Source organism: Microbacterium sp. ZW T2_14, from assembly GCF_044987405.1.
Taxonomy (GTDB): Bacteria; Actinomycetota; Actinomycetes; order Actinomycetales; family Microbacteriaceae; genus Microbacterium.
The window spans coordinates 46,549-69,754 of sequence record NZ_JBJDRK010000009.1 but is presented as its reverse complement, the minus strand read 5'-3'; the positions used below and the strand labels follow the sequence as shown (position 1 = coordinate 69,754).

The 23,206-nt window shown below is 68.9% G+C and carries 23 protein-coding genes; 15 read left to right on the top strand and 8 right to left on the bottom strand.

Going from position 1 to position 23,206, the window contains the following annotated elements:
• Positions 1–98 precede the first annotated feature (98 nt).
• Positions 99–530, bottom strand: coding sequence for a DUF1294 domain-containing protein (locus ACI3KY_RS05105; protein ID WP_404929122.1), 432 nt, complete (start codon positions 528–530; stop codon positions 99–101).
• Between the two features lie 41 nt (positions 531–571).
• On the opposite strand from ACI3KY_RS05105, the gene ACI3KY_RS05100 reads away from it, so the two are divergent.
• Together ACI3KY_RS05100 and ACI3KY_RS05095 are read left to right on the top strand one after the other, a co-directional pair.
• The gene (locus ACI3KY_RS05100; RefSeq protein WP_404929121.1) at positions 572–1,000 is read left to right on the top strand and encodes an SRPBCC domain-containing protein; all 429 of its coding nucleotides are present in this window, start codon (positions 572–574) and stop codon (positions 998–1,000) included.
• A 32-nt stretch (positions 1,001–1,032) separates the two neighbouring features.
• Positions 1,033–1,332, top strand: coding sequence for a DUF1905 domain-containing protein (locus tag ACI3KY_RS05095; RefSeq protein ID WP_404929120.1), 300 nt, complete (start codon positions 1,033–1,035; stop codon positions 1,330–1,332).
• A gap of 267 nt (positions 1,333–1,599) precedes the next feature.
• Here ACI3KY_RS05095 and ACI3KY_RS05090 read toward each other — a convergent pair whose 3' ends face one another.
• Positions 1,600–2,988 carry a DUF222 domain-containing protein gene (locus ACI3KY_RS05090; RefSeq protein ID WP_404929119.1) on the bottom strand — a complete coding sequence of 463 codons (1,389 nt, stop codon included), beginning with the start codon at positions 2,986–2,988 and terminating at the stop codon, positions 1,600–1,602.
• Positions 2,989–3,134: 146 nt separating this feature from the next.
• Complete coding sequence (locus tag ACI3KY_RS05085; protein WP_404929118.1) at positions 3,135–4,100, bottom strand: RNA polymerase subunit sigma-70; 966 nt, start codon at positions 4,098–4,100, stop codon at positions 3,135–3,137.
• A 95-nt stretch (positions 4,101–4,195) separates the two neighbouring features.
• Between ACI3KY_RS05085 and ACI3KY_RS05080 the strand changes: the two genes are divergently transcribed.
• Positions 4,196–4,579 (top strand): nuclear transport factor 2 family protein, encoded by a 384-nt coding sequence (locus tag ACI3KY_RS05080; protein WP_404929117.1) that lies wholly within the window; start codon positions 4,196–4,198, stop codon positions 4,577–4,579.
• Positions 4,580–4,642: 63 nt separating this feature from the next.
• Here the strand turns inward: ACI3KY_RS05080 and ACI3KY_RS05075 are convergent, their stop codons facing one another.
• Positions 4,643–5,425 (bottom strand): thermonuclease family protein, encoded by a 783-nt coding sequence (locus ACI3KY_RS05075; RefSeq protein WP_404929116.1) that lies wholly within the window; start codon positions 5,423–5,425, stop codon positions 4,643–4,645.
• Positions 5,426–5,866: 441 nt separating this feature from the next.
• Between ACI3KY_RS05075 and ACI3KY_RS05070 the strand changes: the two genes are divergently transcribed.
• From ACI3KY_RS05070 to ACI3KY_RS05025, 10 genes are read left to right on the top strand one after another with little or no spacing between them, the layout of a single operon-like run.
• Positions 5,867–6,247, top strand: a complete 381-nt coding sequence (locus ACI3KY_RS05070) for a prepilin-type N-terminal cleavage/methylation domain-containing protein (RefSeq protein ID WP_404929115.1) — start codon at positions 5,867–5,869, stop codon at positions 6,245–6,247.
• Positions 6,248–6,306: 59 nt separating this feature from the next.
• Entirely contained in the window at positions 6,307–6,720 is a 414-nt protein-coding gene (locus tag ACI3KY_RS05065; RefSeq protein ID WP_404929114.1) for a prepilin-type N-terminal cleavage/methylation domain-containing protein, read from the top strand.
• Positions 6,717–7,247: a hypothetical protein gene (locus ACI3KY_RS05060; RefSeq protein WP_404929113.1), complete on the top strand. Its 531-nt coding sequence runs from the start codon at positions 6,717–6,719 to the stop codon at positions 7,245–7,247. The genes ACI3KY_RS05065 and ACI3KY_RS05060 overlap by 4 nt, the downstream gene beginning before the upstream one ends.
• On the top strand, positions 7,238–8,881 hold the full coding sequence (locus ACI3KY_RS05055) for a hypothetical protein (protein ID WP_404929112.1): 1,644 nt from the start codon (positions 7,238–7,240) through the stop codon (positions 8,879–8,881). The genes ACI3KY_RS05060 and ACI3KY_RS05055 overlap by 10 nt, the downstream gene beginning before the upstream one ends.
• A 3-nt stretch (positions 8,882–8,884) precedes the next feature.
• The gene (locus ACI3KY_RS05050; protein ID WP_404929111.1) at positions 8,885–9,769 is read left to right on the top strand and encodes a prepilin peptidase; all 885 of its coding nucleotides are present in this window, start codon (positions 8,885–8,887) and stop codon (positions 9,767–9,769) included.
• A 29-nt stretch (positions 9,770–9,798) separates the two neighbouring features.
• Positions 9,799–10,887 (top strand): type IV pilus biogenesis protein PilM, encoded by a 1,089-nt coding sequence (gene pilM, locus ACI3KY_RS05045; protein WP_404929110.1) that lies wholly within the window; start codon positions 9,799–9,801, stop codon positions 10,885–10,887.
• Entirely contained in the window at positions 10,884–11,531 is a 648-nt protein-coding gene (locus ACI3KY_RS05040; RefSeq protein ID WP_404929109.1) for a hypothetical protein, read from the top strand. The genes pilM and ACI3KY_RS05040 overlap by 4 nt, the downstream gene beginning before the upstream one ends.
• Positions 11,531–12,217 (top strand): type 4a pilus biogenesis protein PilO, encoded by a 687-nt coding sequence (pilO, locus tag ACI3KY_RS05035; RefSeq protein ID WP_404929108.1) that lies wholly within the window; start codon positions 11,531–11,533, stop codon positions 12,215–12,217. The genes ACI3KY_RS05040 and pilO overlap by 1 nt, the downstream gene beginning before the upstream one ends.
• A gap of 5 nt (positions 12,218–12,222) precedes the next feature.
• Positions 12,223–13,518: a type IV pilus twitching motility protein PilT gene (locus ACI3KY_RS05030; protein ID WP_404929107.1), complete on the top strand. Its 1,296-nt coding sequence runs from the start codon at positions 12,223–12,225 to the stop codon at positions 13,516–13,518.
• A 1-nt stretch (position 13,519) separates the two neighbouring features.
• Positions 13,520–14,755: a type II secretion system F family protein gene (locus ACI3KY_RS05025; protein WP_404929106.1), complete on the top strand. Its 1,236-nt coding sequence runs from the start codon at positions 13,520–13,522 to the stop codon at positions 14,753–14,755.
• Positions 14,756–15,149: 394 nt separating this feature from the next.
• Here the strand turns inward: ACI3KY_RS05025 and ACI3KY_RS05020 are convergent, their stop codons facing one another.
• Positions 15,150–16,823 (bottom strand): GspE/PulE family protein, encoded by a 1,674-nt coding sequence (locus tag ACI3KY_RS05020; RefSeq protein ID WP_404929105.1) that lies wholly within the window; start codon positions 16,821–16,823, stop codon positions 15,150–15,152.
• Positions 16,824–16,909: 86 nt separating this feature from the next.
• Here ACI3KY_RS05020 and ACI3KY_RS05015 point away from each other — a divergent pair, with 86 nt between their 5' ends.
• Both ACI3KY_RS05015 and ACI3KY_RS05010 read left to right on the top strand, forming a co-directional pair.
• A complete protein-coding gene (locus ACI3KY_RS05015) occupies positions 16,910–18,016 on the top strand; it encodes a YihY/virulence factor BrkB family protein (protein WP_404929104.1) in 1,107 nt (368 codons plus the stop codon).
• Positions 18,017–18,029: 13 nt separating this feature from the next.
• Complete coding sequence (locus ACI3KY_RS05010; RefSeq protein WP_404929103.1) at positions 18,030–18,824, top strand: NAD(P)H-hydrate epimerase; 795 nt, start codon at positions 18,030–18,032, stop codon at positions 18,822–18,824.
• Between the two features lie 41 nt (positions 18,825–18,865).
• On the opposite strand, the gene ACI3KY_RS05005 is transcribed toward ACI3KY_RS05010, so the two are convergent.
• From ACI3KY_RS05005 to ACI3KY_RS04995, 3 genes are all read right to left on the bottom strand, one after another.
• Positions 18,866–19,324 carry a hypothetical protein gene (locus ACI3KY_RS05005; RefSeq protein WP_404929102.1) on the bottom strand — a complete coding sequence of 153 codons (459 nt, stop codon included), beginning with the start codon at positions 19,322–19,324 and terminating at the stop codon, positions 18,866–18,868.
• Between the two features lie 79 nt (positions 19,325–19,403).
• Positions 19,404–20,135, bottom strand: a complete 732-nt coding sequence (locus ACI3KY_RS05000) for a glutamine amidotransferase (RefSeq protein WP_404929101.1) — start codon at positions 20,133–20,135, stop codon at positions 19,404–19,406.
• A gap of 418 nt (positions 20,136–20,553) precedes the next feature.
• On the bottom strand, positions 20,554–23,094 hold the full coding sequence (locus ACI3KY_RS04995) for a rhamnogalacturonan lyase (RefSeq protein ID WP_404929100.1): 2,541 nt from the start codon (positions 23,092–23,094) through the stop codon (positions 20,554–20,556).
• Positions 23,095–23,206: the final 112 nt, after the last annotated feature.

Here is a 23,206-nt window from a genome sequence, read left to right as displayed (position 1 = left end):
ACGCGAGAAGGAACGGCGACCCGAGGGTGGAGTAACCCGAATACCCCGCCCCCGGGTCGCTTCTCGCGACGGCGCGGAGAAATCGCCGGCGGGTGGTGTCAGAACAGGGGCGGGCCGGCGACGACGTACACGGCCGCGGCGAGCACGAGGATGTTCACTGCGACCGTGCCCCAGAACGCCCGGCGGAACGAGCGCTTGCGCGTCTTGTGTCGGAAGAGCTGCTGCGCGACGAGCCCTCCGGGCCAGCCGCCGATGAGTCCGAGCAGCAGCAGGGTCTGCTCCGGGACGCGCCCTGCACTGCGGCGGGCGGCGGACTTGTCGATCCCGTACGCGGCGAACGTCACGAGGCTCATGGCGCCATAGAGTGCCGGCACCCACCACGCGAGCCCGAACACGAAGCAGGTGACCGCGAACGCTGCGGCGAAGACGAGGAGCGTGATCCAGCTGAGCGCCGGCGGAAGCGGCTTCGACAGGTCGCGGCCGGGGCGGTCCGGCGTAGCGAGGGGTGGCCGGGGGCGCGCGTTCGACATGCGCTTGATCCTATGGGGGAGCCTCGGCGTACGGTGTCAGCATGCACGAGCTCACCGAAGAGGCGCTGGTCGCGGCATCCGTCGATGTCGTGTGGCGGGAGTTCACGCTCGCCGACCTGCTCGCCGAATGGTTCTGGCCACCCCGCTTCGAGACCACCGCCGTCGTCGAGCTGCGCGAGCTGGGCCGCTGGGAGGTGAGGTCGGTGCCTGCCGACCTCGCCGTCGAGGCGACGGTGCTCACGTTCGAAGCGCCGCGCAGCTTGCGGCTGGCCTGGCGATGGGCAGGGGAGGAGCACGCGACCGACGTCGAGATCGACCTGCAGCCGGCAGCGGATGCCGCGACCCGCGTGATCGTGCGGCACTCCGGCTTCGCGAGCGGCGAGGAGCGCGACCAGCACGTCGACGGCTGGTCGAGCTGCCTGCAGCGCCTTGTGGATCGGCACGGCGGGCCGCCGGGGGAGCATCTGTGAGGGGTGTCGCAGACGGAGGGTAGCGTCGCAGGGTGATCATCGAGTTCGACAGCGACGTGTTCCGCTGGGCGGCGCGGGCAGACTCCTCATGGTTCTTCACCGCCGTCCCGCCCGAACTGGGCGCGGAGATCCGCGAGATCCCGCGCCCGTATCGCGGATTCGGGTCGGTGCGCGTCCGCGCGCGCATCGGCGGCAGCGAGTGGAGCACGTCGATCTTCCCGCTGGCGGAGACGGAGTCGTACGTGCTACCCCTCAAGAAGGCCGTGCGGGATGCCGAGCAGCTCGTCGACGGCGGCCCGGTGACTGTCCGGCTCGAGGTGCTGGACGGCTGAGTCCGGTCAGCAGGCGCGGGTGCCGTTGCGTGCCGCTCAGAAGGCGGGGTTCGACGACGATCTCGAACGGCTGCTCGGAAGGGCAGGTTCGACGACGACCCGAACGGCCGCTCAGAGCGGCGGGCTCGACGACGACCCTGAACGGCCTCTCCGAAGGGGCGGCTCGACGACGACCCTGAACGACCGCTCAGAAGGGGCGGCTCGACGACGACCCTGAACGGCCGCGCGGAAGGACCGGAGTCGACGACGGCTGGTTCGAGTGACAGCTCAGAACGGCGCAGGTTCGACGGCGACCTCGAGTCCGGTGGGGGTCATCCACCATTTGGCGCCGGTCTTCTCGTCGCGGTAGAGCCTCATCCTGCTCTTGGTCTTGATCACGTGGTGTGGTCTGCAGAGCGGATCGTTGTTGGCGTCGGAGGTGGTGCCGCCATACTGCCAATCCAGCCGATGATCGATGTCGCATTCCGGGGCGAGCCGCGTGCAACCGGGTGCGATGCACACCGGTTGTCGCACTCCGAGCCACCGCCTCAGCGCTTTCGGAACCCGGTAGGTGGTGCGGTCGACGTCGAGAACGGTCCCGGTGATCGGGTGGGTGAGGATCCGGACCCAGCTGGACGCCTCGCCCGCGAATCGCCTGGCCGTGTCGGTGTCGATCGGACCGTAGCCGTGGAGGGTGGCGGGCTCGTCGCTCTGGCCGAGGAGCGTCAGGACAGGGACGGTGACCGCGACCGAAGCGCGGCCGCGCGGGCCGGTCCCGGCAGTGAGGGCCGTCTCGCCGTTGATCAGGAGCTCGACCGCGACGTCGGCGCGCAGCTGCGCGAGGGTGCGCTCTTCGCCGGATTGTGCGCGCAGGTGCCGGGCGTGTGCGTCGATGCGGCGATCGACCGAGTGGAGGTCTGCGGCGCGACCGTAGATCGTGTAGGTCGCCATGCCGTCTGGATCGTTGGTCAGCCAGGTGGTGCGGTCGTCGGCTGCGCGCTGATGGCGCTCGTCGATGTGCTCGGGGTGCACACGCTCACGCACCACGCGGGCACGGAGGCGGAACTTGCCCGGCGTGAGCGTCTGCGCCGCGGTGGCGAGCATCTCGTCGAACCGCGCCCAGCTGTCGGGGCTGCGGTCGGGGAGCGTCGCCGCCTGCTGTGCCGCGGTGACCGCGTTCTGCTCGGATACGCCTCCGGCGCGGAATGCCGCCCACAGCCGGGGGCAACGGTCGCGAAGGGTGTCGGCATAGGCGGCGCGATTGCGGATCATCTGCTCCGACAGACCGAGCCGGATCGAGAGGTCGAGCGCCGCGGAGCGCACAGCGATCTCGGAGCGCTCGGCACGGACTGCTGAGATCGAACGATCCTGGGGGTCACGCCACGCGGGATCCAGGGTGGGATCGGCCCCGACCCACGGGTCGGGGCAGGCCGCGGCATCCGTCAACACCATCGAGATGGCGTGATACTGATCGGCGATCAGCATGCGCGTGCGCACCGTCAACGCCTCGAGCTCGGCGACTGCGACCGTGTGAGCCTCGCCACTCGCCGCGAGGGCTGCCAGAGCGATCTGAGGGTCGGTTTCGGCGAAGTCCCGGGGATCTGGTGCGAAGCGCCAGTCGTCGGAGTGTTCGGCGCGCCACTCCAGATCGGGATCGACATCCGAAGAAACATTCACAAGTCGAGCTTACCGGATCCGGCCCGAATATAGAACATAAATACGAGAAACGGTCGCGAACTCCGCTGGCCGCACCCGATGACTTCGAGCCGGCATGACGGATGCCGTCGCCCATGGTGGTGCCTTGACCAACCGCCCGATCGCGATCAGTCAAGGACGTCGGGCAGGTCGTAGTGCCGATGCAAGCCGTCGTCCAGGAATCGCATGATCGACGCGATCGCCGTGCCATCGGCGGATGGCGTGATCACGAGCAGACCTCGCGCTCGTTTCTGCAGGTAGCAGACGAAGGCCGGCCGTCCGGCCGCGGAGGTTTCCACGAGTTCGTATCGGCCGCCCGGTCGTCCCGCCGCACTGGCGCGCAGGAACGCACCGATGGCCGCCCGCCCGACGTAGCATTCCGTCGCCGGCGGCATCGCCAGCCAGCTCTCGTCGGTGAGCAGGCTGATGACCCCGTCCACGTCGTCCTGGGCGTAGGCCACGGCGAACCTCCGAGCGACATCCCGGTCCGCAGCCGTGGCATCCCTCGATTCGAACGGGGCCGCGGACGCGCGCGCACGCTGCAGCAGACCCTTCGCGGCAGTGGGGCTGGTGGTCAGGATGCCGGCCGCCTCGCGGAGGGGAAAATCCAGGACATCGCAGAGGATGAGCGCAGCCGTCTGGCGAGGTGGCATGCGCTGAAGAGCGGTCACGAACGCGAGCTCGATGCTCTCGCGAGCCGCTGCCCGGTGGGACGGATCGAGCTCGTCGATCAGCGCGTCAGGATAGGGCTGCAGGTGCGGCACGTCGAACGCCTTCGACGGCGTGGGCGGGTCGAAGGGCGGGACGGGCTCGAGTCGCGGACGACGGGCATGGCCCCGAACCGTGTTGAGGCAGCGCGTGGTGGCGATCCGGTACAGCCACGTTCGCACCGAGGAGCGCCCCTCGAAGCCGGGCAGGCCTTTCCATGCGGCGAGCAGCACCTCCTGCATCGCGTCGTCGGCGTCGTCCAGCGACCCGAGGATGCGATAGCAGTGCAGGTGCAGCTCTCGTCGATACGGCTCGACGAGGGCGGCGAAGGCTTCCCCGTCGCCCGCCTGGGCGGCGATCAACGTCGCCGAAGTCACGCGGCCCATCTTGGCAGGATCGACGCCGTGCGTTCCGATCCGGTGCAGCGCGGTGTCTATATCCATGACGCCGGCTGTGGCGTCCCCGTCGAAAGGAAAGTCTCATGACCGAGACCAGCCACTCCGCCGTCGACACGGCGCTCGACTACCACCGCGCCTGGACCGCCGGCGACCTCGAGGCAGCTATGTCTCGCGTGGCCGAGGACGTGATGTGCCATGCGCCCGCCGGCGCGATGTGCGGCGTCGAAGCCCTGCGCGCCTTCATGGGGCCGTTCGCCGGTTCGCTCACAGGGTCGCAGGTGCTCGCGTGCTACGGAACAGACGTCGAGGCGCTCCTTATGTACGACACCTCCACCGCGACGATTGCGAGCGCCCCGGGCGCGGAGCTCTACCGGGTGGAGCAGGGCAGGATCGTCGAGCTCCGCATCGTCTTCGACCGGTTGCCGTTCGCCCTGGCCCGGCGCGATGTCGTTCCGGCGGCACCGTGATTTTTCCCGTCCGCAAGTCGTCGACCGGACCCGCGGCGGACACCTGGCCACCGGGAGCGAGACCTACTCGCAGGCCAGGCCGTCGCCCTCACCGTCGCCGTTGTTGCCGGTGCGATTCGCGAACCAGTCGTACGCCTCCGCCTGGGCGGGGTCGTCGCGATTGAATGGGCCGATCGGGTCGCCGAGCCCGTTGTTCTTGAGCTTCGTGCACGACGTGTACTTCTCCCACCACCGGTTGTCGGCCGGCGGTGCCACCGCCGAGGGCGGCGCGACAGCTGCTGGTGGTGCGACAAGGGGTGCGGCCGCAACGTCGCAGCCCAGCGCGATGACGGTGCCGTCCGGCCCGAGCGAGGCGAGCTGCGCCGCGTGATAGTCGGCCTCCTGCGGATGCGCGGGGTATCCGTCGGACGAGTCGTACCTCGCGACGGCGTTGCCCGCCTGCACCTGCATCAATCCGAGGTCGACGCCGGCGTCAGTGCTCACATACCGCAGCAGCCGCCCGTGCTGGTCCTGATCGTTCTCGCCCTCAGGAAGCTGCAGCGTGATCGAGGCGCCGTTGGAGAGCAGCGTCCCGATGGCGACGGATGCCTCGTCATGACCGCATTCGCCCCGCTCCGGCGCGTCGATCCCGATGATGCGCACGGTGCCCGCACTGGTCTCGATCGTGTCGCCATCGACGACGGACACGAAGGTGACGCCGGCGGCCTCGGTCGTGTCCGCCGGCGGGTTCGGCGGAACGCCGGAACCCTCGGGCGACGATGCGAGTTGTGGCGCGCACGCGGAGAGTGCGACGAACGCGAGCAGCGCGAGAGCTGCCGCGGGTAGGCGGAGGCGCAACATCGTCATCCTGATTCCCCGTTTCTCGTTGCGGCGCGGCTACATCTGGAGCTCACGCACCGCTGCCCCGGCGGACTCCGCCGCGAAGCCGGTTCCCTGCAACAGGAGCGCCTGTACACCGAGACGAATCACCCGACCACCCCCGGCACTGGGATTCGCCCATGTCTGGCGATAGCTTTCCCGAGGAACGCCGACGCGGACACCCGAACGGGGCGCTGGTGTGTTGTCCTGAGGCTTTCTTAGGGGAACGCTGCATGCGCGCGCATTGACGTCGCAGGTCGGCGCGGTCATGCTCGAGAGCGGGAGGGGATTCGTGCTTGGGCGCGTGTCTCGAACCCAGCTCTGACGGAGTCTGGGAGTTCGTTACTGGGGTTACATGTGAACCGGTACTTGCTGTGCCGGCCGGTCGGAGCTGACCTTTCATTTCACACACTGGGGAGACACTGCGCCATGCGTGCATTCATCAAGAACTACATCGAGGCTGAGAAGGCCCGCCGCGAGGAGGAGGGCCGCGAGGCCGGCTTCTCGCTCATCGAGCTCATCGTCGTCGTCGTCATCCTCGGCGTCCTGGTTGCCATCGCCATTCCGGTCTTTGGCAGCATTCAGGCCACGGCCGAGGAGAACGCGACCAAGGCGGTTGCAGCATCCGCCGCGACGCAGTGGACTGCCCAGCTGGCCAACAACGAGCCTGTGACTCCGTACAAGACTGGCGACGCAAAGATCACGCTGACGGGTCAGCCTGCGACCGGAGCCGCCATCAGTTCCGTCTGCGCAGTGGCAACGTTCGATCGCGCGACCGACTACTCAGCAAGCTCCGGGCCGGCCTGCTAATCAGCCGCAGCCATGACAGGGCCGGGACGACAGCCCCGGCCCTGTCATGGCATCATTGCATGCGGGGTTCTGCCACTTGGGGAGGTGAGCGGATGAGGGGTCGTAGCGCGGACGCTTCGGGGTTCAGTCTCGTCGAAGTGGTTATCGCGATGTTCCTATTGGGCATCATTGCGGTAGCGATTCTTCCCGCCCTCTGGCAGGGAGTCGTCTTGTCGTCGCAGCAGGCGTCGACTGCGACAGCCACGCGGTACATGAACTCGATCATCGACGACGCCCGAGCGACTCCAACTTGTCCATATCTCGGAGCGATCGCCTCGCGCCCCGCGGCGACCGATGGCCGGGGAGTATCAATCTCCGCGTCTACAAGCACGGTTACCGGCTGCAATCCCGGTGCAACCGCCAGACTCACCGTCAACATCGTCGGCGAGGGTCGCACTCTCGCTACGAGCACCGCGCTCATCTACATCCCATGACTCCACGCGCCCGCACGAACGACGACGGACTCGGTCTGATCGAGCTGATCGTCGCCTTTGTTGTAAGCGGCATTGTCGTCATCGCGATCGCGACCATCTTCGTAAACTCGTGGCGAACGCAGGAGCAAGTGACCAGCGTGACCCAGGCCACGAATCGCGGCCAATTGGTCTCGTCGACGATCGAGCGCGCAATGCGGAACGCGCTCTACTTCGAGGTGACCGAGAGCGGCACGGTGCTGCGGGTGAGCACCTCGCTCGGAGGCAACCTGAAATGCCAGGGCTTTCGCCTCACCGACCCCGGAGCGCAGTTCACCACAGCTCCCGGGATCCTCACGTCCCCGAATACCGCGTGGCCAAGTTGGCAGACGGGGATCACGAAGCAGGGGTCCACGCCCTATTTCGTGCGCACGGCGGCCAACTCACTGACGTACACGTTCACGATCACGACCGATGCGGCGCCGGTTAGTTTTGCTGCCGACATCGCGCCAAGGTCGATCCAAGACACAGGGAGCGCCGGATGCTGGTGAATGACCGGCTGCGCAGGACTCAGCAGCGCAAGGGTGCACGCCCCGAGGACGACGGCGCGGTGCTCGTCACCGTAGTGGTCGTCATGTTCATCGGCTTCATCGTCGCTGCGACCATCGCCGCCTCCGTCGTCTTCACGATCGGTGCGAACGCCGACAACAAGGACCGCACCCAGGCCTTCATCGCCGCGGAGTCTGGACGAGACGTCGCCGTCGCCTCCCTGAAGGGTGCGATCTCGACCACTGGGCTGAACTGTGGCGCCGTCGCGATGTCGGCAAGCACCCCCCCTGGCTCCAGCCCGAAGTACTCCTACTCCATCCGCTCCACGGACCTCGCCGTTCGACCGGCTGCCTGGGACTCGGCGGGCGTCACCGCCACGTGCCCCAGTGCAACGACGAAATGGGTCTTCATCCGGTCCACGGGCACCGGGACCGACGACGCTGAAGCAACCATCGACGCCGTCTACCCGTGGTACCACGGGCCTGCCACAACTCCGTCCGGCACCGTTGCATTCTTCGAGGGTGCGTTCAAGGCCACAAAGTCGACCTACACCGGTGACCTCGTCATTCGCGAAGGCGACTACCAGTGCAACAACGGGGCGACAGGGGCCATCGACGGCGATCTGTGGGTGCTGCGCGGAGGCCTGACGATCACCGACGATTGCACCGTGACGGGCAGCGTGTACACGCGCGACACGATCGAGATCAAGAACAAGAAGTTCACGGTCGGCGGTGACGTCATCTCGGTGACGGGTCAGATCAAGCTCAACGTCAACGGCATCACGGTCGGCGGCGACGTCTACGCGGCCGGCAACATCGACACCAAGAACGGCAAGGGCACCGTGAACGGGTCCTTCCGCACCCATCTCGCAATGGTGGACCACGTTCCGGCCGATTGGCGAAGGCTCGACGGCGTCACGGCGGTGCCCGTTATCACCGGAGAGCCGACGCCGGTGATCTCGCCGACACTCGCTCAGGTCTTCGATGCAACGGCGTGGATCGAGTTGACCGCAGGTACGTCATGGAGTTCTACGGCGCTCCCTGTGGTTGCGCCCCCCGCGGGGACGGTGTGCACAACCACGCAACTCCAGGCTGTTCTCAGCGTTAGCGGGACCCGTGCGGTCATCGACATGACGGGCTGCCCTGCAGGGGGAAGCGGCATCAAGGTGGCGCCCGGTAACGTCACGCTGGCGCGCGACGTGGTCATCCTCGTTCCCGCCAGCGAGAAGATGGACCTGGAGCTCACCGATACGATCTCGCGGCCCGTCACTACGACGATGGCCACGGGACCGCAACTGATGGTCGTGCACCTCGACCCGAATGGCAGTGACGGAAGGCCGCCGGCCTGCTCGTCATCGTCGCTGGACAAGTTCACCGCGGGGACGACGATCAACGTGCGGACGCTCATATACAGCGCGTGCGGAATCGGGACCACCATGTCGCTGACCATGTCGGGTCAGTTGTACATGGGCAGCGACGGACTCCACCTCAATGGCGGCACCTTCACGTGCATGCCGATGTCGTGGGCGCCGACGCTCCCGACGATCAGCTGCGGAATCAAGGGCACGGGCGGCATCTTCGACCCTTCGAACACCGTGACACGTCTCGACAACCTCTTCTTCCAGACAGAGCGCTAGCGGATGACGTCACTCGCCCTCTTCCTCGCCGTCGTCGCTGGGATCTTCGGCCTCCTCATCGGGTCGTTCCTCAACGTCGTGGCCTACCGCGTGCCGGCGCGCATCTCGCTGATGCGCGAGAGCCGCTGCCCGCACTGCGACGCGGCCATCAAGCCCTGGCACAACGTGCCGGTGTTCGGATGGATCGCCCTGCGCGGCAAGTGCGCGAACTGCAAGGCGCCCATCTCGCCGCGGTATCCGATCGTCGAGGCTCTCACCGGCCTCGCGTTCGCGGTCGTCACTTGGTGGGGCGTCGCGGTGTACCGCGGCCCCGGGGGCGAGACGCTGGTGACGCACCTCGCCTCACCGCAGTGGGACGGCGTCGTCGAACCCGCCCGCGTGTGGGCGTATGCGCTCGTCATCGTCGCGTTCCTGTACTTCGCGGCCATCTCGATCGTGCTCACACTGATCGACCTCGACACGCATCGGCTGCCGAACAGCATCGTGCTGCCGAGCTACCTGGTGGCCGGCATCCTGTTCACCATCGTCGCGTGGCTCACCGACGAATGGGATCTGCTGCTGCGCGCCGGCATCGGCATGGCCGTGCTGTACGTGTTCTACTTCCTGCTGCGATCGGTGCGACGCGGCGGGATGGGTGGGGGAGACGTCAAGCTCGCCGGTGTCATCGGCATCTATCTGGGGTGGCTGGGCTGGGGAGCCCTGGCCGTGGGCGCGTTCGCCGCGTTCCTGTATGGGGGAGTGTTCGGCATCGCACTGCTGCTCCTGCGGCGCGCCGGACGCAAGACCGCCATCCCGTTCGGCCCGTGGATGATCCTCGGCGCCTGGACGGGAGTGTTCGCCGGCGAAGCCGTCGGCCGGTGGTACGTGAATCTTTTCGTCGGCGCCTGAGCGCCGACGCTCTTGGGGAAGGGAACATCATGGCGAAGACGATCGTGGGGCTGGAGGTGACCGAAGAGAGCGTGCGCGCTGCAGAGCTCTCACTCGGTCGCAAACCCCAGCTCATCGCATACGGCGAGGTGCCGCTGCCACCCGACGCGGCGAAAGACTCCGAGGTGCTCGACCCGGGCGCCGTCGCCGTCGCACTGCGGCAGCTGTGGACCGGCGCGAAATTCCGAAGCAAGGATGCCGTGCTCGGCGTCGCCAGCCGCCGCATCCTGGTGCGCGAATACACGACGCAGGCGATGCGACCCGACCTCCTGCGCGAAGCGCTGCCCTACCAGGTGCAGGACCTGCTGCCGGTGCCCGCCAGTCAGGCCGTGCTCGACTTCTTCCCGCTCTCGCAGCAGGGCGACCAGGTCTCGGGACTGCTCGTGGCCGCCGTGTCGGAGAGCATCGAGCAGATCATCTCAACCCTCGCCAAGGTAAAGGTCCGCGCGCAGGGCGTCGACCTCGCCGCCTTCGGACTCGCCCGCGCCACCGCGTCGCTCGCGGCGCCCGACGAGCTCGTGGCGACCGTCAACATCGGCGACCACACGACGCAGGTCGTCATCTCGCGCGGCGGCGTGCCGCTCTTCGTGCGCCTCCTGCCGATCGACGTCGCGACGGCCGCGACCCGCCGCCACAACGCCGAGCTCGTCGAACCCGAGCTCGAACTCGCGGCTGCCGCTACCGCCGCCACGGCGGGCAACGGCCTCGGCTCCCTGGACGCAGGAGCCGCGACACCGCCCGGCAGCGCAGGCACCGGCATCGCCGCCCCCGGCCGCACCCGTGGCGCGATGCGCGCAGCGACGCCGCCCGGAGCCACCGACCTCGCCGCCCGCGTCCGCAGCACGCTGGCGTTCTTCGGCAGCCGCGCGGGCGCCGCGCCGCTGACCCGCCTGTTCGTCACCGGCGCCGGCGCCGCCGTGGAAGGCGTGATGTCGGCGCTCACCGCCGCCATCGACACGCCGATGACCATCGTGTCCGCCGGCGACGTCGTGTCGATGGTGACGCCGCCGCCCGCCGGCGACGTCTCGCTGAACCTCGTCGGCACCATCGGCATCGCACTCGGGGAGGCCGGCCGATGACCGCCATCCCGGCCCCGTTCGCGGGAGTGCCCCGTGTCAATCTCATGCCGCGCACCGAGGTCGTACGCCGCGAGCGCGACAAGCTCGTGCGCCGCTGGGTGTGGATCGTGCTCGGCGCCATCGTCGTCGCCTTCCTCATCATCGCCGGCGCGTTCGCGTTCAAGTTCCTCGCCGACCAGCGCCTCGCCGCCGAGCAGACCCAGACCAGTGTCCTCCTCACGGAGATCGCCTCGCTCTCAGAGGTGAGTCAGGCGCTCGCGACCGAGTCGGAACTCACCGACTACCGCACCGAGGCCATGGCCGCCGACCTCGCCTGGACGCCCGTGATCGCCAAGATCTCCGGCATCCTGCCCGCAGAGACGACCCTCACCGGCTTCGACCTCACCGTCGGCGGCGCCGCTCAGGGCGACGACCCGACGGCCGAGCAGGGCATCGTGGGCACGGTCACCATCGACAGCCCGACGCCGCTCGACATCGTGGCGATCATCCGGTCGCTGCGCGCCGTCGAAGGCGTGCTCTACGCCGACGGCCAGTCGGTGACCTCGAGCCAGGTCTCGGCCGACCGCTTCTCGTACCTGCTGAACGTCGAGTTCGACCAGACCGTCTACTCGAATGAGTACGCGGCCGAAGAAGGGAGCGAGTGATGCCCAAGCAGCTCGTCACCGCGCTCGGACTCATCGTCTCGCTCGGCGTCATCGCGCTCGGCGTGTTCCTGGTCGCCATGCCGCTGTACTTCCAGGCGGTGGGCGTCGACGCGCAGACCGCGACCGTCGCGAACACCAACGCGATCTACCAGGCGCAGGTCGACCACCTCACCGAGGAGCAGGAGAACCTCGACCAGATCAACGCCGACGTCGCCGAACTCCGCTCGCAGCTGCCTGCCACGGGTCAGCTGGACGACGTCTTCGAGGTCGTCGCACAGGCGGCCGAGGCATCCGGAGTCTCCCTCACCGCCGTCACCGCCGGCGAGCAGGTCGCGTTCGTTCCCCGCACCGGCGTGACCGACGGCGACGCCGCTGCCGTGGCCCCGGCGCCCGCCCCGACGCCGGAGGCGACGGAAGGTGCGACCGACACCACGACAGGAACGACGACGGATGCCGCAGCCGCCGGTCCCGCAGTCGGAGACGCTGCCGCCGCCGCGGGTCGCCAGCAGGTCGACTTCGTGATCAGCGCCACCGCCGGCGACATGGCGCAGGTGACCGCCTTCCTCGACGCCCTCCGCTCCGGACCGCGCCTGCTCAACAGCATCACGGCGACCACGACGCAGTCGGGTGAGGGCACGTTCGACGTGCAGATCTCGGCGCTGACCTTCGTGGACGCGGAAGGGTGACGGCCATGGACGACCTGGACTTCGAGACGCTCCTCGCACGAGGCGCGCGCCACCGGGCATCGGACGTGCACATCACCGCCGGTGCGCCGCCGCTGCTGCGCGTCGACGGCGACCTGGTGCCGGTGCCTGGCTACCCCGACGCGCTGTCGGAGGAGTGGGTGGAGCGCACCGCGTTCGCGCTCATGGGCGACGGGCAGCGGGAGGAGTTCCTCCAGCACGGCGAGGTCGACCTCGCTCACGCCACCGCCGGGATCGGGCGCTTCCGCACGAACGTCTACCGTCAGCTCGGGTCGATCGCGATCGCCCTCCGCTACATCCCCGACCGCGTCTACACGCTCGAGGAGCTCGGCGCTCCCGCCATCGCGCGCGACCTCGCGCTGCGGCCCCGCGGGCTCGTGCTGCTGACGGGCCCGACCGGATCCGGCAAGTCGACCACGCTGACGGCGATGGTCGACATCGTCAATCAGCTGGTCGCCGCGCACATCATCACGATCGAAGACCCGATCGAGTTCCACCACCAGTCAAAGCGCGCGCTCATCCACCAGCGCGAGGTCGGCCGCGACACCAACTCGTTCGCCGAGGCGCTCCGCCGCGTGCTGCGCCAGGACCCCGATGTGATCCTCATCGGCGAGCTGCGCGACCCCGAGTCGATCTCGACCGCCCTGTCGGCGGCCGAGACCGGCCACCTCGTGCTCTCGACCCTGCACACGCAGGGCGCGGCCAAGAGCATCAACCGCATCATCGACGTGTTCCCCGCCGACCAGCAGCACCAGATCCGCACGCAGTTGGGCGACACCCTGCAGGGCATCATCAGCCAGACGCTGCTGCCGCTCGCGCAGACCAACGGCCGCACGATCGCCACCGAGGTGCTCATCAACACCCCGGCGGTGGCGAACATGATCCGCGAGGGTCAGGTCGCGCAGATCTACTCGGCCATGCAGGCCGGCTCGGAGGTCGGCATGCACACGCTCGACCAGGATCTCCGCCGCCTCGTGTCCGACGGGACCATCGCGCGCAACGTGGCGATGGACTTCGCGGTCGATCCGAAGAGCCTCGACGGCGTGTACGTCAAGCCGCGCGATCTCGATGCCGAGGAGTGGGCGCACCACGCCGGCGAATGGCGGCAGGCGGATGCCGCGGCATCCGTTCCCGCGAATGCCGCCGCCGGAACGGGCATCGGCATGGGCTCGCGCTTCGGGTCACCGACCGTCGGCGGCCGGGTCGACCCGACCGCGCGGGACGTGGACTGGGGCGGCGTCGACGACCTCGAAGCGTGGACCACCGCGAACGAGGAGGCCTGACATGGCCGTTGTGCAGGAGTTCGTCTACCGGGCCGTCGATCCGCGCGGCGGATCGGTCGTCAAGGGCACGATCGAGGCCGCCAGCGAGTCGGCGGTCACCGGCAAGCTCAAGGCGCAGGGGCTCACGCCCCTCGAGGTCACGCTCAAGTCCAACACCGGACTGAACCGCGACATCAAGCTGCCCGGCGCCACCAAGACCGTGTCGGCGCGCACCCTCGCGGTGTTCTCGCGGCAGATGGCCGGTCTCATCAACGCCGGCCTGCCGCTCATGCGCACGCTCGCCATCCTCATCGAGCAGACCGACGACAAGCGCCTGCAGCCGGCGCTCGTGCAGGTGCAGGCCGATGTGGAATCGGGCTCGTCGTTCTCGGCGGCGCTCGCGCGGCATCCGCAGACCTTCCCGCCGCTCATGCTCAGCATCGTGAAGGTGGGCGAGGCGGGCGGCTTCCTCGGCAGCGCCCTCGGCTCGATCGCCGACAACTACCAGCGCGACGCCGAACTGCAGAACAAGATCCGCGCCGCCGTCACCTACCCGGCGATCGTGCTCGTGATCGCGATCCTCGGCGTGCTGGTGATGGTGACGTTCGTCGTGCCGGTCTTCGAGCGCATGTTCAAAGGACTTGGAAGTGCGCTCCCCCTGCCGACCCAGATCCTCGTCACGATCTCGAACAACATGTGGTGGATGCTGCCGGCCATCGTGCTCGTCGTCATCGTCGCCGTCATCTGGTGGCGCGCCAACCGCCACACGCTGCAGTACCGCAAGGTCGTCGACCCCATCAAGCTGAAGATGCCCGTCTTCGGCAAGCTGACCACCAAGATGGCGGTCGCCCGCTTCGCGCGCAACCTCTCGATGATGCTCAACGCCGGCGTGCCGATCATCCAGGCACTCTCGATCGTCGGACAGGCGTCGAACAACTGGAAGATCGAAGAGGCCGTGCGCGACGTGCAGGAGTCGATCCGCCAGGGCCGCTCGTTCGCCGCACCGCTCGCGAAAGCCCAGGTGTTCCCGGCGATGGTGCCGCAGATGGTTTCGGTCGGCGAGGAGTCGGGCACGCTCGTCGACATGCTGTCGTCCATCGCGGACTTCTATGAAGACGAGGTAGAAACGGCCACGGCGCAACTCTCATCGACGATCGAGCCCATTCTCATCGTGGGTATCGGCATCCTGATCGGCGGGATGGTGATCTCCCTGTACCTGCCGATCTTTAGCCTGTACGGGGAGCTCGCGAAGCAGTAAGGGAAGGAAGCGCTCAGGGCGTTCCGTCTCGCTCGTTCCTCGCTCGCTCAACGACCGGCAAGAGGCACGCTCGTTCCTCGCTCGCTCAACGACCGGCAAAAGGTCCGCTCGTTGAGCGAGGGAGCGCCAGCGACCGGCAAGAGGTCCGGTCGTTGAGCGAGGGAGCGCCAGCGACCGGCAAGAGGTCCGCTCGTTGGGCGAGGGAGCGCCAGCGACCGGCAAGAGGTCCGCTCGTTGAGCGAGGGAGCTCCAGCGACCGGCAAGAGGTCCGGTCGTTGAGCGAGGGAGCGCCAGCGACCGGCAAGAGGTCCGGTCGTTGAGCGAGGGAGCGCCAGCGACCGAGACGAAACGCGGTGAGCCGCTGCGGCGCTGAGTGCGGGCCGGATGCTGCGGGTCAGACGGTGACCCGCAGCACCTCCTCGATCGTGGTGAGGCCCTGTGCCACCTTCGACCAGCCGTCCTGCCGCAGCGACACCATGCCCTGCTCCAGCGCGACCTGGCGGATCTCGCTGCCCGTCGCACGGGTCACGACGAGCGTCTCGATCTCGTCGCTCAGCGTCATGATCTCGTGGAGCGCGACGCGCCCGCGGTATCCGGTGCTCGAGCAGGCGGGGCATCCCGCCGCCTTGTAGAGCTGGGGCGGATCGGCCGGGTCGTGCGGGAAGCCGAGAGTGGTCAGCACCTCGGTCGTCTCGACGAGCGGCTCGCGGCAGCGCATGCACAGCCGCCGCGAGAGGCGCTGGGCGATGACCGCCGACAGCGCCGTCGCGACGAGGAACGGCTCGCAGCCGATCTCGGTCAGACGGGTCAGCGCCGACGGCGCGTCGTTGGTGTGGAGCGTCGACAGCACGAGGTGACCGGTGAGCGCCGCCTCGATCGAGATGTTCGCCGTCTCGAAGTCGCGGATCTCGCCGACGAGCACGACGTCGGGATCGGAGCGGAGGATCGATCGCAGCGCCGTCGAGAACGTCAGCCCGGCGCGGTTGTTCACCTGCACCTGGTTGATGCCCGGAATGCGGTACTCGACCGGGTCTTCCACCGTGATGACATTGATCGTCGGGTTCGCGATGGCGCGCAGCGCCGTGTAGAGACTGGTCGACTTGCCCGAACCGGTCGGGCCCGTCGCAAGGATCATGCCGTGGGGCTTCGTGATCGCTTCGCGGAACCGCTGCTCGTTGACGCCCGAGAAGAGCAGGTCGCGCATCGTCATGACCTGACCGGTGTTGTCGAGGATGCGCATCACGATCTTCTCGCCCCACACCGTCGGCAGGGTCGCGACGCGAAGGTCGACGGGCCGGTTCTCGTGGGTGACCGAGAGGCGGCCGTCCTGCGGCTTGCGCTTCTCGGCGATGTCGATCGACGACATGATCTTCAGGCGCGAGATGATGCCGTCCTGGATGGCGCGGTCGGCCTTCTGCATCTCGTGCAGCACGCCGTCGATGCGGAACCGCACCGTGAGTTGCTTCTCGCCCGGCTCGACGTGGATGTCGCTCGCGCGGTCGTTGATGGCCTGCGCGATGAGCAGGTTCACGAAGCGGACGATCGGGGCGTCGTTGTCCTGCTCCTCGAGGGTCTCGGTGAACGCGGCCTGGTTCGACTCGCTGGACTCCTCGATCGTCATCGACAGTTCGCTGAGCTCTTCGTCGGAGCGGAGGAACCGCTCGAACATCTGCGTCAGCGCGTCTTCGGCGACGACGACGGGTTCGACGAACAGGTCGGTGATGCTGGCCACGTCGTCCAGCGCGACGATGTCGGTCGGGTCGAGAACGCCCACGGTGAGCCGCTCGCCGCGACGGTCGACCGGGATGAGGCCGTACTTGCGGCAGAGGTTGCCCGGCACCAGCGCGACGACGTTCGGATCGAGCGGCATGCTCGCCAGGTCGACGTATCGGTGACCGGTGTGCAGCGCGATCGCCTCGGCGACCTGCCCCTCGGTGACGAGCTTCGAGCTCACCAGCAGCCGCTGCAGCTCCGGCCCGTCGGCGCCGCCCGCCTGCGCGATGGCGGCGGACATGTCGGCGGCTCGAACGGCTCCGGTGAGCACGAGCGTCTGTGCAAGACCTCTCACGGCAATTCCCCAATCCCCACTCGACATACTATGCGCCGCGCGTCAAGCCTGGCGAGATGGCCGCGGGCGCTCGATAGGGTGACGGCATGGCGGACCTCATCGCGAAGCTGACAGCCTGGGCACTGTCGCTGCGGCCGGTGCGGATGTGGCTGCACTACGCCGAACGTCGCGGGCCGATGCTGTCGGACAGCATCACCTATCGGTCCCTGTTCTCGGTGTTCGCCGGCGTGCTTCTCGGCTTCTCGTTCGCTGCGATCTGGCTGAGGGACAATCCCGCGGCCTGGGCATCCCTGGTGGACGCCGTGGATGCCGCGATCCCGGGTCTCGTCGGCAAGGGCGGGCTCGTCGACGTCTCCGACATCGAAGCGCCCGCGGGACTGACCGTCGCGGGGATCATCGCGCTCGTGGCGCTGGTCGGAGCGGCGATCGGCGCGATCGGCTCGCTGCGGGTGGCGATCCGCACGCTGGCGGACCGGGTGCACGACGACGTGTTCTTCGTCTGGGTGCTGCTGCGCAACCTGCTGCTGGCCATCGCCATCGGCGGCGGCTTCGTGCTCTCCGCCGGCGCGACATTCGTGGGCACCTCGCTCATCGGCGCGGTGCTCGACTGGATGGGGATCGCGCAGGGTGACTTCGCCACGATCGCCACGCGCAGCGTGTCGGTGCTCGTCGTCTTCCTGCTCGACATGGCGGTCGTGGCCCTGGCCTTCGTCACGCTGAGCGGCGTGCGCGCACGTCCCCGTGCGCTGTGGTCGGGCGCCTTCCTCGGCGCCGTCGGACTCACGGTGCTGCAGCAGCTGTCGGGGATCTTCGTGGCAGGCGCCGGGTCGAACCCGCTCCTCGCCACCTTCGCCAGCCTCATCGCATTGCTGCTGTGGTTGAACCTCTCCGCCCAGGTGATCCTGCTGGCGTCGACGTGGATCATCGTGAGCGAGCGCGAGGATGTCGATCGCGTGCGCGAGCGGTTCGGCTCGCCGACGTTCGCCCTGCGGCGGGTGCGGCAGGCGGAGGATGCCGTGCGGGTCGCCACCGAGGAGCTCCAGCACGCGCGTGCCGACGCCGACAAGGAACGCCTCGCCGCGCAGAAGAAGGCGGCAGAGCAGGCCGGGGACAAGCCGCAGGAGAGCGAGCGTCCTGCGGAGCAGGCGCTGGAGAAGGACCGCACTGCCGAGCAGCTCGAACAGCGACCGTGAGAGAGTCGCTGTCATGACGGAGTGGGTCCCTGTCCGAACGACCGCGCAGATCCGCGCGGCGGAGCGGGTGCTGCTCGACCAGGGCGTGCCGCTGATGCTGTGGGCGGCGCAGTGCCTCGCGTCGATCACCGCTGACGAGCTGGTCGAGGCCGGCGTGACCCGCGACGGGGGCGGTCGGCGTCTTCCCGGCACCGACGGCGGCCCGATCGTCGGCCGTGTCCTCGTGCTGGCCGGAGCGGGCGACAACGGCGGCGACGCGCTGTACGCGGCAGCGGCGCTTCTGCAATGGATGCCGCAGCGCGCGGCGAGCGCGCACCCGCCGGCCGACGACCTGCGCATCGACGTGTTCTGCACGTCGGAGCGCGTGCACGAGCAGGCGCTGGCGACGGCGCTCGCCGGCGGCGCCCGGCGCATCGATCTCGCGCAGGTCGCAGCGGATGCCGCGGAGTACGACATCGTCATCGACGGCATCCTCGGAATCGGCGTCTCGACCGATCCCGCGCTCCGCGGCGCCGCGCGCGATGTCGTCTCGGTGCTCCTTCCGCACGTCAGGGCAGGGCGTCCGCGCGTCATCGCCGCCGACGTGCCGAGCGGCCTGCACCCCGACCTCGGGGCGACCTCGGACGACGTCGTGCTGCCGGCATCCGTGACCGTGACCTTCGGTGGACTGAAACCAGGCCTGGTGACCCGACGCGGGCGCGCGCTGAGCGGCGCCATCGTCTTCGTCGACTTCGACCTGCCCTTCGACGAGCCGCCGGCCACCTCGGACTGGGTGGCGTACGCGGTCGCCGGGAGGCCCGCCAGCTGACGGGAGTGCCGTCACCGGGCGGTGATGGCGGGCGGGAACGCCTAGTCGTCGTCGGAGTCGTCGTGCCCGCGGCCGTTGTGGCCGGGGAAGTCGGGGGAGTCCTTGTCGTGCCCGAAGCCATTGCCGCGACCGTGATTGCCGGGCCCGTCATCGCCGGGCGCGTCGTCGGAGTCGTTGCCCCCGCCGTTGTTGCCGGGGAAGTCGGGCGAGTCCTTGTCGTGGCCGAAGGCGTTGCCGCGGCCGTGGTTGCCCGGCCCGTCATCGCCGGGCGCGTCGTCGTTGCCCCCGCCGTTGTTGCCGGGGAAGCCGGGGGAGTCCTTGTCGTGGCCGAAGGCGTTGCCCCGGCCGTGGTTCCCGGGCCCGTCATCGGGCGCGAGCGCCGCGTACACCGGCAGGACCTGGGGCAGCGGCACGCCTGCTGCGACGCTCGGTACGACGATCGCGGCCGCCGCGACGACGGCGATGGCGGCTCCGGCGATGAGCAGCTTCTTCGAACCCATGACGCACCTCGGTTTCGGGCGGCGGAGGCAGCCGGTGCCCGGAGCGTACCACCGGGCGGGCGCGCTGCGAAGAGCCGGATCAGCGCGCGTAGCGGGTGACGAACGTGCGCAGCATCCGGCTGGGGTGCGAGACCGCCGCCCGCCGCACCGCCGCGAGGGTGAGCTCGAGTTCGTCGGCGGCGAAATACCCGTAGTCGGCGTACGCATGAATGCGCGTCGTGATGCCCTCGACGTCGAGCTCGGGATGGAACTGCGTCGCGTACACGTTCGCGCCGACGCGGAACATCTGCACCGGACACCCGGGCGACGACGCCAGCAGCGTCGCCGAGGCGGGCAGCTGTGAGATCGCCTCCTTATGGCCGACGAACGCGTCGAAGGTGGTCGGCATGCCCTCGAGGAGGGGATCGGATGCCCCGGCCGCCGTCACCGTGACCGGCACGACGCTGATCGGCTCGCTGTGGCTGCGATCGATCACCGCGCCCTGGTGCGCTCCCAGTGTGCCGATGCCGTAGCAGGCGCCGAGGAACGGGAAGTCGCGCGCCACCACCTCGTCGAGCAGACGCCCGAACTCCGCTTCGACCCGCCGCTGCGCCGCCGACTTCTTCTCGAGCGGATCGGAGGCGTTGAACGGACCCCCGCCCACGAAGATGCCCGACAGCTCATCGAGATCGAACCTCGGCATCGGCTCTGCCTCGAGCCGCACCCGCACGAGCTCCTCGGGGTTGAGGCCGGTGTAGCGCAGGAACAGCGCGTACTCCTCGTCGGCGGGCACGTCCTCGGCTCGGGTCGCGAGGAGGACGAACGGCTTCACCGCACCAGCCTACGTGGGCCCCGGGCGCGTTTCGTCTCGCTGCGCTCGCTCAACGACGGGTCCTCCGACCCGGTCGTTGAGCGAGGGAGCGCCAGCGACCGAGACGAAACGTCGCGGCCTCGCACCCGGTCGTCGAGCGAGGGAGCGCCAGCGACCGAGACGAAACGCCGCGGGCTCGCACCCGGTCGTTGAGCGAGGGAGCGCCAGCGACCGAGACGAAACGTCGCGGCCTCGCACCCGGTCGTTGAGCGAGGGAGCGCCAGCGACCGAGACGAAACGCCTCGGGCCGATGGTCTGCGCCGGATGCGGGGCGTTTCGTCTCGCTCGTTCCTCGCTCGCTCAACGACCGGGGAGGCGTCAAGACGGATGCCCCGGACCCGCGCATCTGCGCTGGGCCGGGGCATCCGTCTTCCGTCTGTCAGTCGTTCGTCTCGAACCGGTGGGTCCAGGTCGACACCGCGCCGGCGTCGACGGCGAAGCCCGCCTTCGGCACCGCCGTGACGCGCACCTCGGAACCCGCGGGAACCTTGACCAGCGGCTTCTCCGCCTTCACGCCGTTCACGTAGTAGTCGAACGCCGGGTCGGGCGCGACGATCACGTGGTCGGAGCCCGATCCGCGCGGATCGACGAATCTCGGCTCGCGCGGCGTCGCGGCGGTCGTCCGCACCGGCACGTTCGCGAAGTCCATGTCGCTCGCGAAGTAGTAGCTCGTGTACGACGGCTGGTTGTAGGCGGTGTTCTGCCGGGCCGCCTCGGCGCGGTACTGCACGTCGTGCATGAGGGTCGGGAGCTTGTGGTTCGTCACCTCGGTGCTCGTGTAGATCCTCAGTGCGCTCGAGTCGACCGTGCGCACCAGCAGTTCCTCGCGCCAGTCGCCGAGCACGTCGGCCACGAGGGACGGGTTGCCCTTCGTGCTGTTGTTCGTTCGCGTTCCGTCGGCGGTCAGCAGCGTTCCGCGCGTCCAGTCCTTGATCGTGGGCGTCACATCCTGCGCACCATCTACGATCTGGGTCGTCAGGTCGGCGGCCCAGCGGATCGACTGGTTCGTTCCGGGAGTGGCCGTCGCCAGCTGCGTGCCCGACGCGCTCAACAGGCCCGACCCTTCGCTGCCGTTCGGCATGCTCGCCCACACCTCGATGCCCGCCACGTCCGGCCGCACGTCACCGATCATGCTGCGGCCGGTGTCGCGGCCCGAGTACGCACCGAAGAGCACCTCGCCGGTCGCGGCATCCCGCATCGCCGACCCGTAGGGGGCGTACGTGGCACCTTCGTGGGCCGTCCAGATCTCGAGACCGGGGCGGTTCGGGTCGATGTCGGTGACGTGCATCGCATCGCCGTGGCCGAGGCGCACGACCTCGCCCGGAGCGGCGTTGCCCTCGGGCAGCGTGTCGAACGAGCTGTACAGCAGTCCGCCGTCGTCGTCGATCGTGGCCGACCCGTAGACGATCTCCTGCTTGCCGTCGCCGTCCACGTCGGCCGCGCTCAGCGAGTGGAAGCCCTGCGTCGTGATCGTGCCGTAGACCGGGTCGGTGCCGTCGCGGCCGTGCGGGCCGTCGTTGAACGGGTTCGTCATCGGCACGTGGCCGCTGTCGACGGCCCAGCGGGTGGTGAGGTGCTCGCCGTCCCAGTCGTACGCGTGGATCGTCGTGCGCGTGTAGTAGCCGCGCGCGAAGACCGCCGAGGGATGGGAGCCGTCGAGGTAGGCGACTCCCGCGAGGAAACGATCCACGCGGTTGCCCGGCTCGATGCGGGCCATCGCGTAGTCGCCCCAGAGCAGGCCGTCGTCGCCGCGACCGGGTTCGTAGCGAACCGTCTCGAGCTCTTCGCCGGTCGCCGAGTCGAACACCGTCAGGTACTCGGGCCCGTCGACGATGAAGCCCTCGAACGTGGTGAGGTCGTTGCGAGCGCTGCGCGACGGCGCGTAGGTGGTGATGAAGTAGTCGACGAGCTCCGTTGCCGACGCCTCCGACAGCGGGTACTCGTGCGTCACGGGGATGCCGAACGCCTCCTCGAGCGTGGCCGGCCAGCGACCGGCGACGACCTCGGGGTGCTCCGACCAGCCCTCGAACACGTCGATGAGGTGCCGGCGATAGTCCGCGGCGCTCATGCGGTAGTCGTCGGTCGCCTGGTAGCCGGCCGCGAGGTCGTCGGCGAGCATCGTGATGTCCGTCGACGCCGCGACGGTGCCGTCGGCGTTGTAGCGGATGGACTTCGTGCCGGGAGCGGTCTTGAGCATCGTCTCGGAGCGGCCGTCGCCGTCGAAGTCGTAGACCATGAACTGCGTGTAGTGCGCGCCGGCGCGGATGTTCACGCCCAGGTCGATGCGGTTCAGCAGGGTGCCGTCGAGCTCGTAGGTGTCGACGTAGACCGTGCCGGTGTAGCCCTTCTGCGACACGTCCTTGGAGTTCGACGGATCCCACTTCACGACGAACTCGTAGGCGCCGTCGCCGTCCACGTCGGCCACCGACGCGTCGTTCGCCGAGTAGGTGAACGCCTCGCCGGCGGGAGTCACCCCGTCGGCAGGCTTCTGCAGCGGCAGGTCGTAGAACCCGTCGCCCCACACCGACACGGGACCGGACTGCGCGCCGGTGACATCGTGCCAGGCGGGCGCGACAGTGTAGACGGACGCCGCAGAGCCGTCCGGGTCGGCGTAGTTGGTGCTGTCGTCGACCGTGGCGATGCGCTCGCCGTCGCGGAACACCGCGAAGGACGGGCCGCTCACGCCCGTCTCGGTCGCCGGTCCCGCTTCGGTCGCGAGCAGACGCCAGCTGAGGAAGACGCCCTCGCCGGTCGAGACCGCGACGAGGCCGCGATCGAGGGCTTCGAGCTGGGCACCCGCCGACGCGTCGCCGGAGGGCGCCGTCTCCTGCGCCAGCGCGGTGGAGGTGAGGCCGAGGGTCAGGGCGCAGGCGGCCGTGCCGGCCACTATCGCGCGTACGGAGGTTCTCTGGAGATTCATCGTCGAATCGCTCTCCCGAAGTTGTGGCCGGCGTGGGGCACGGACCGTTGGATCGTTTCATATTGAGGGAATACGTTTTCCCGAGCGACCCTAGCCGCGGCGTCTCGAAGAG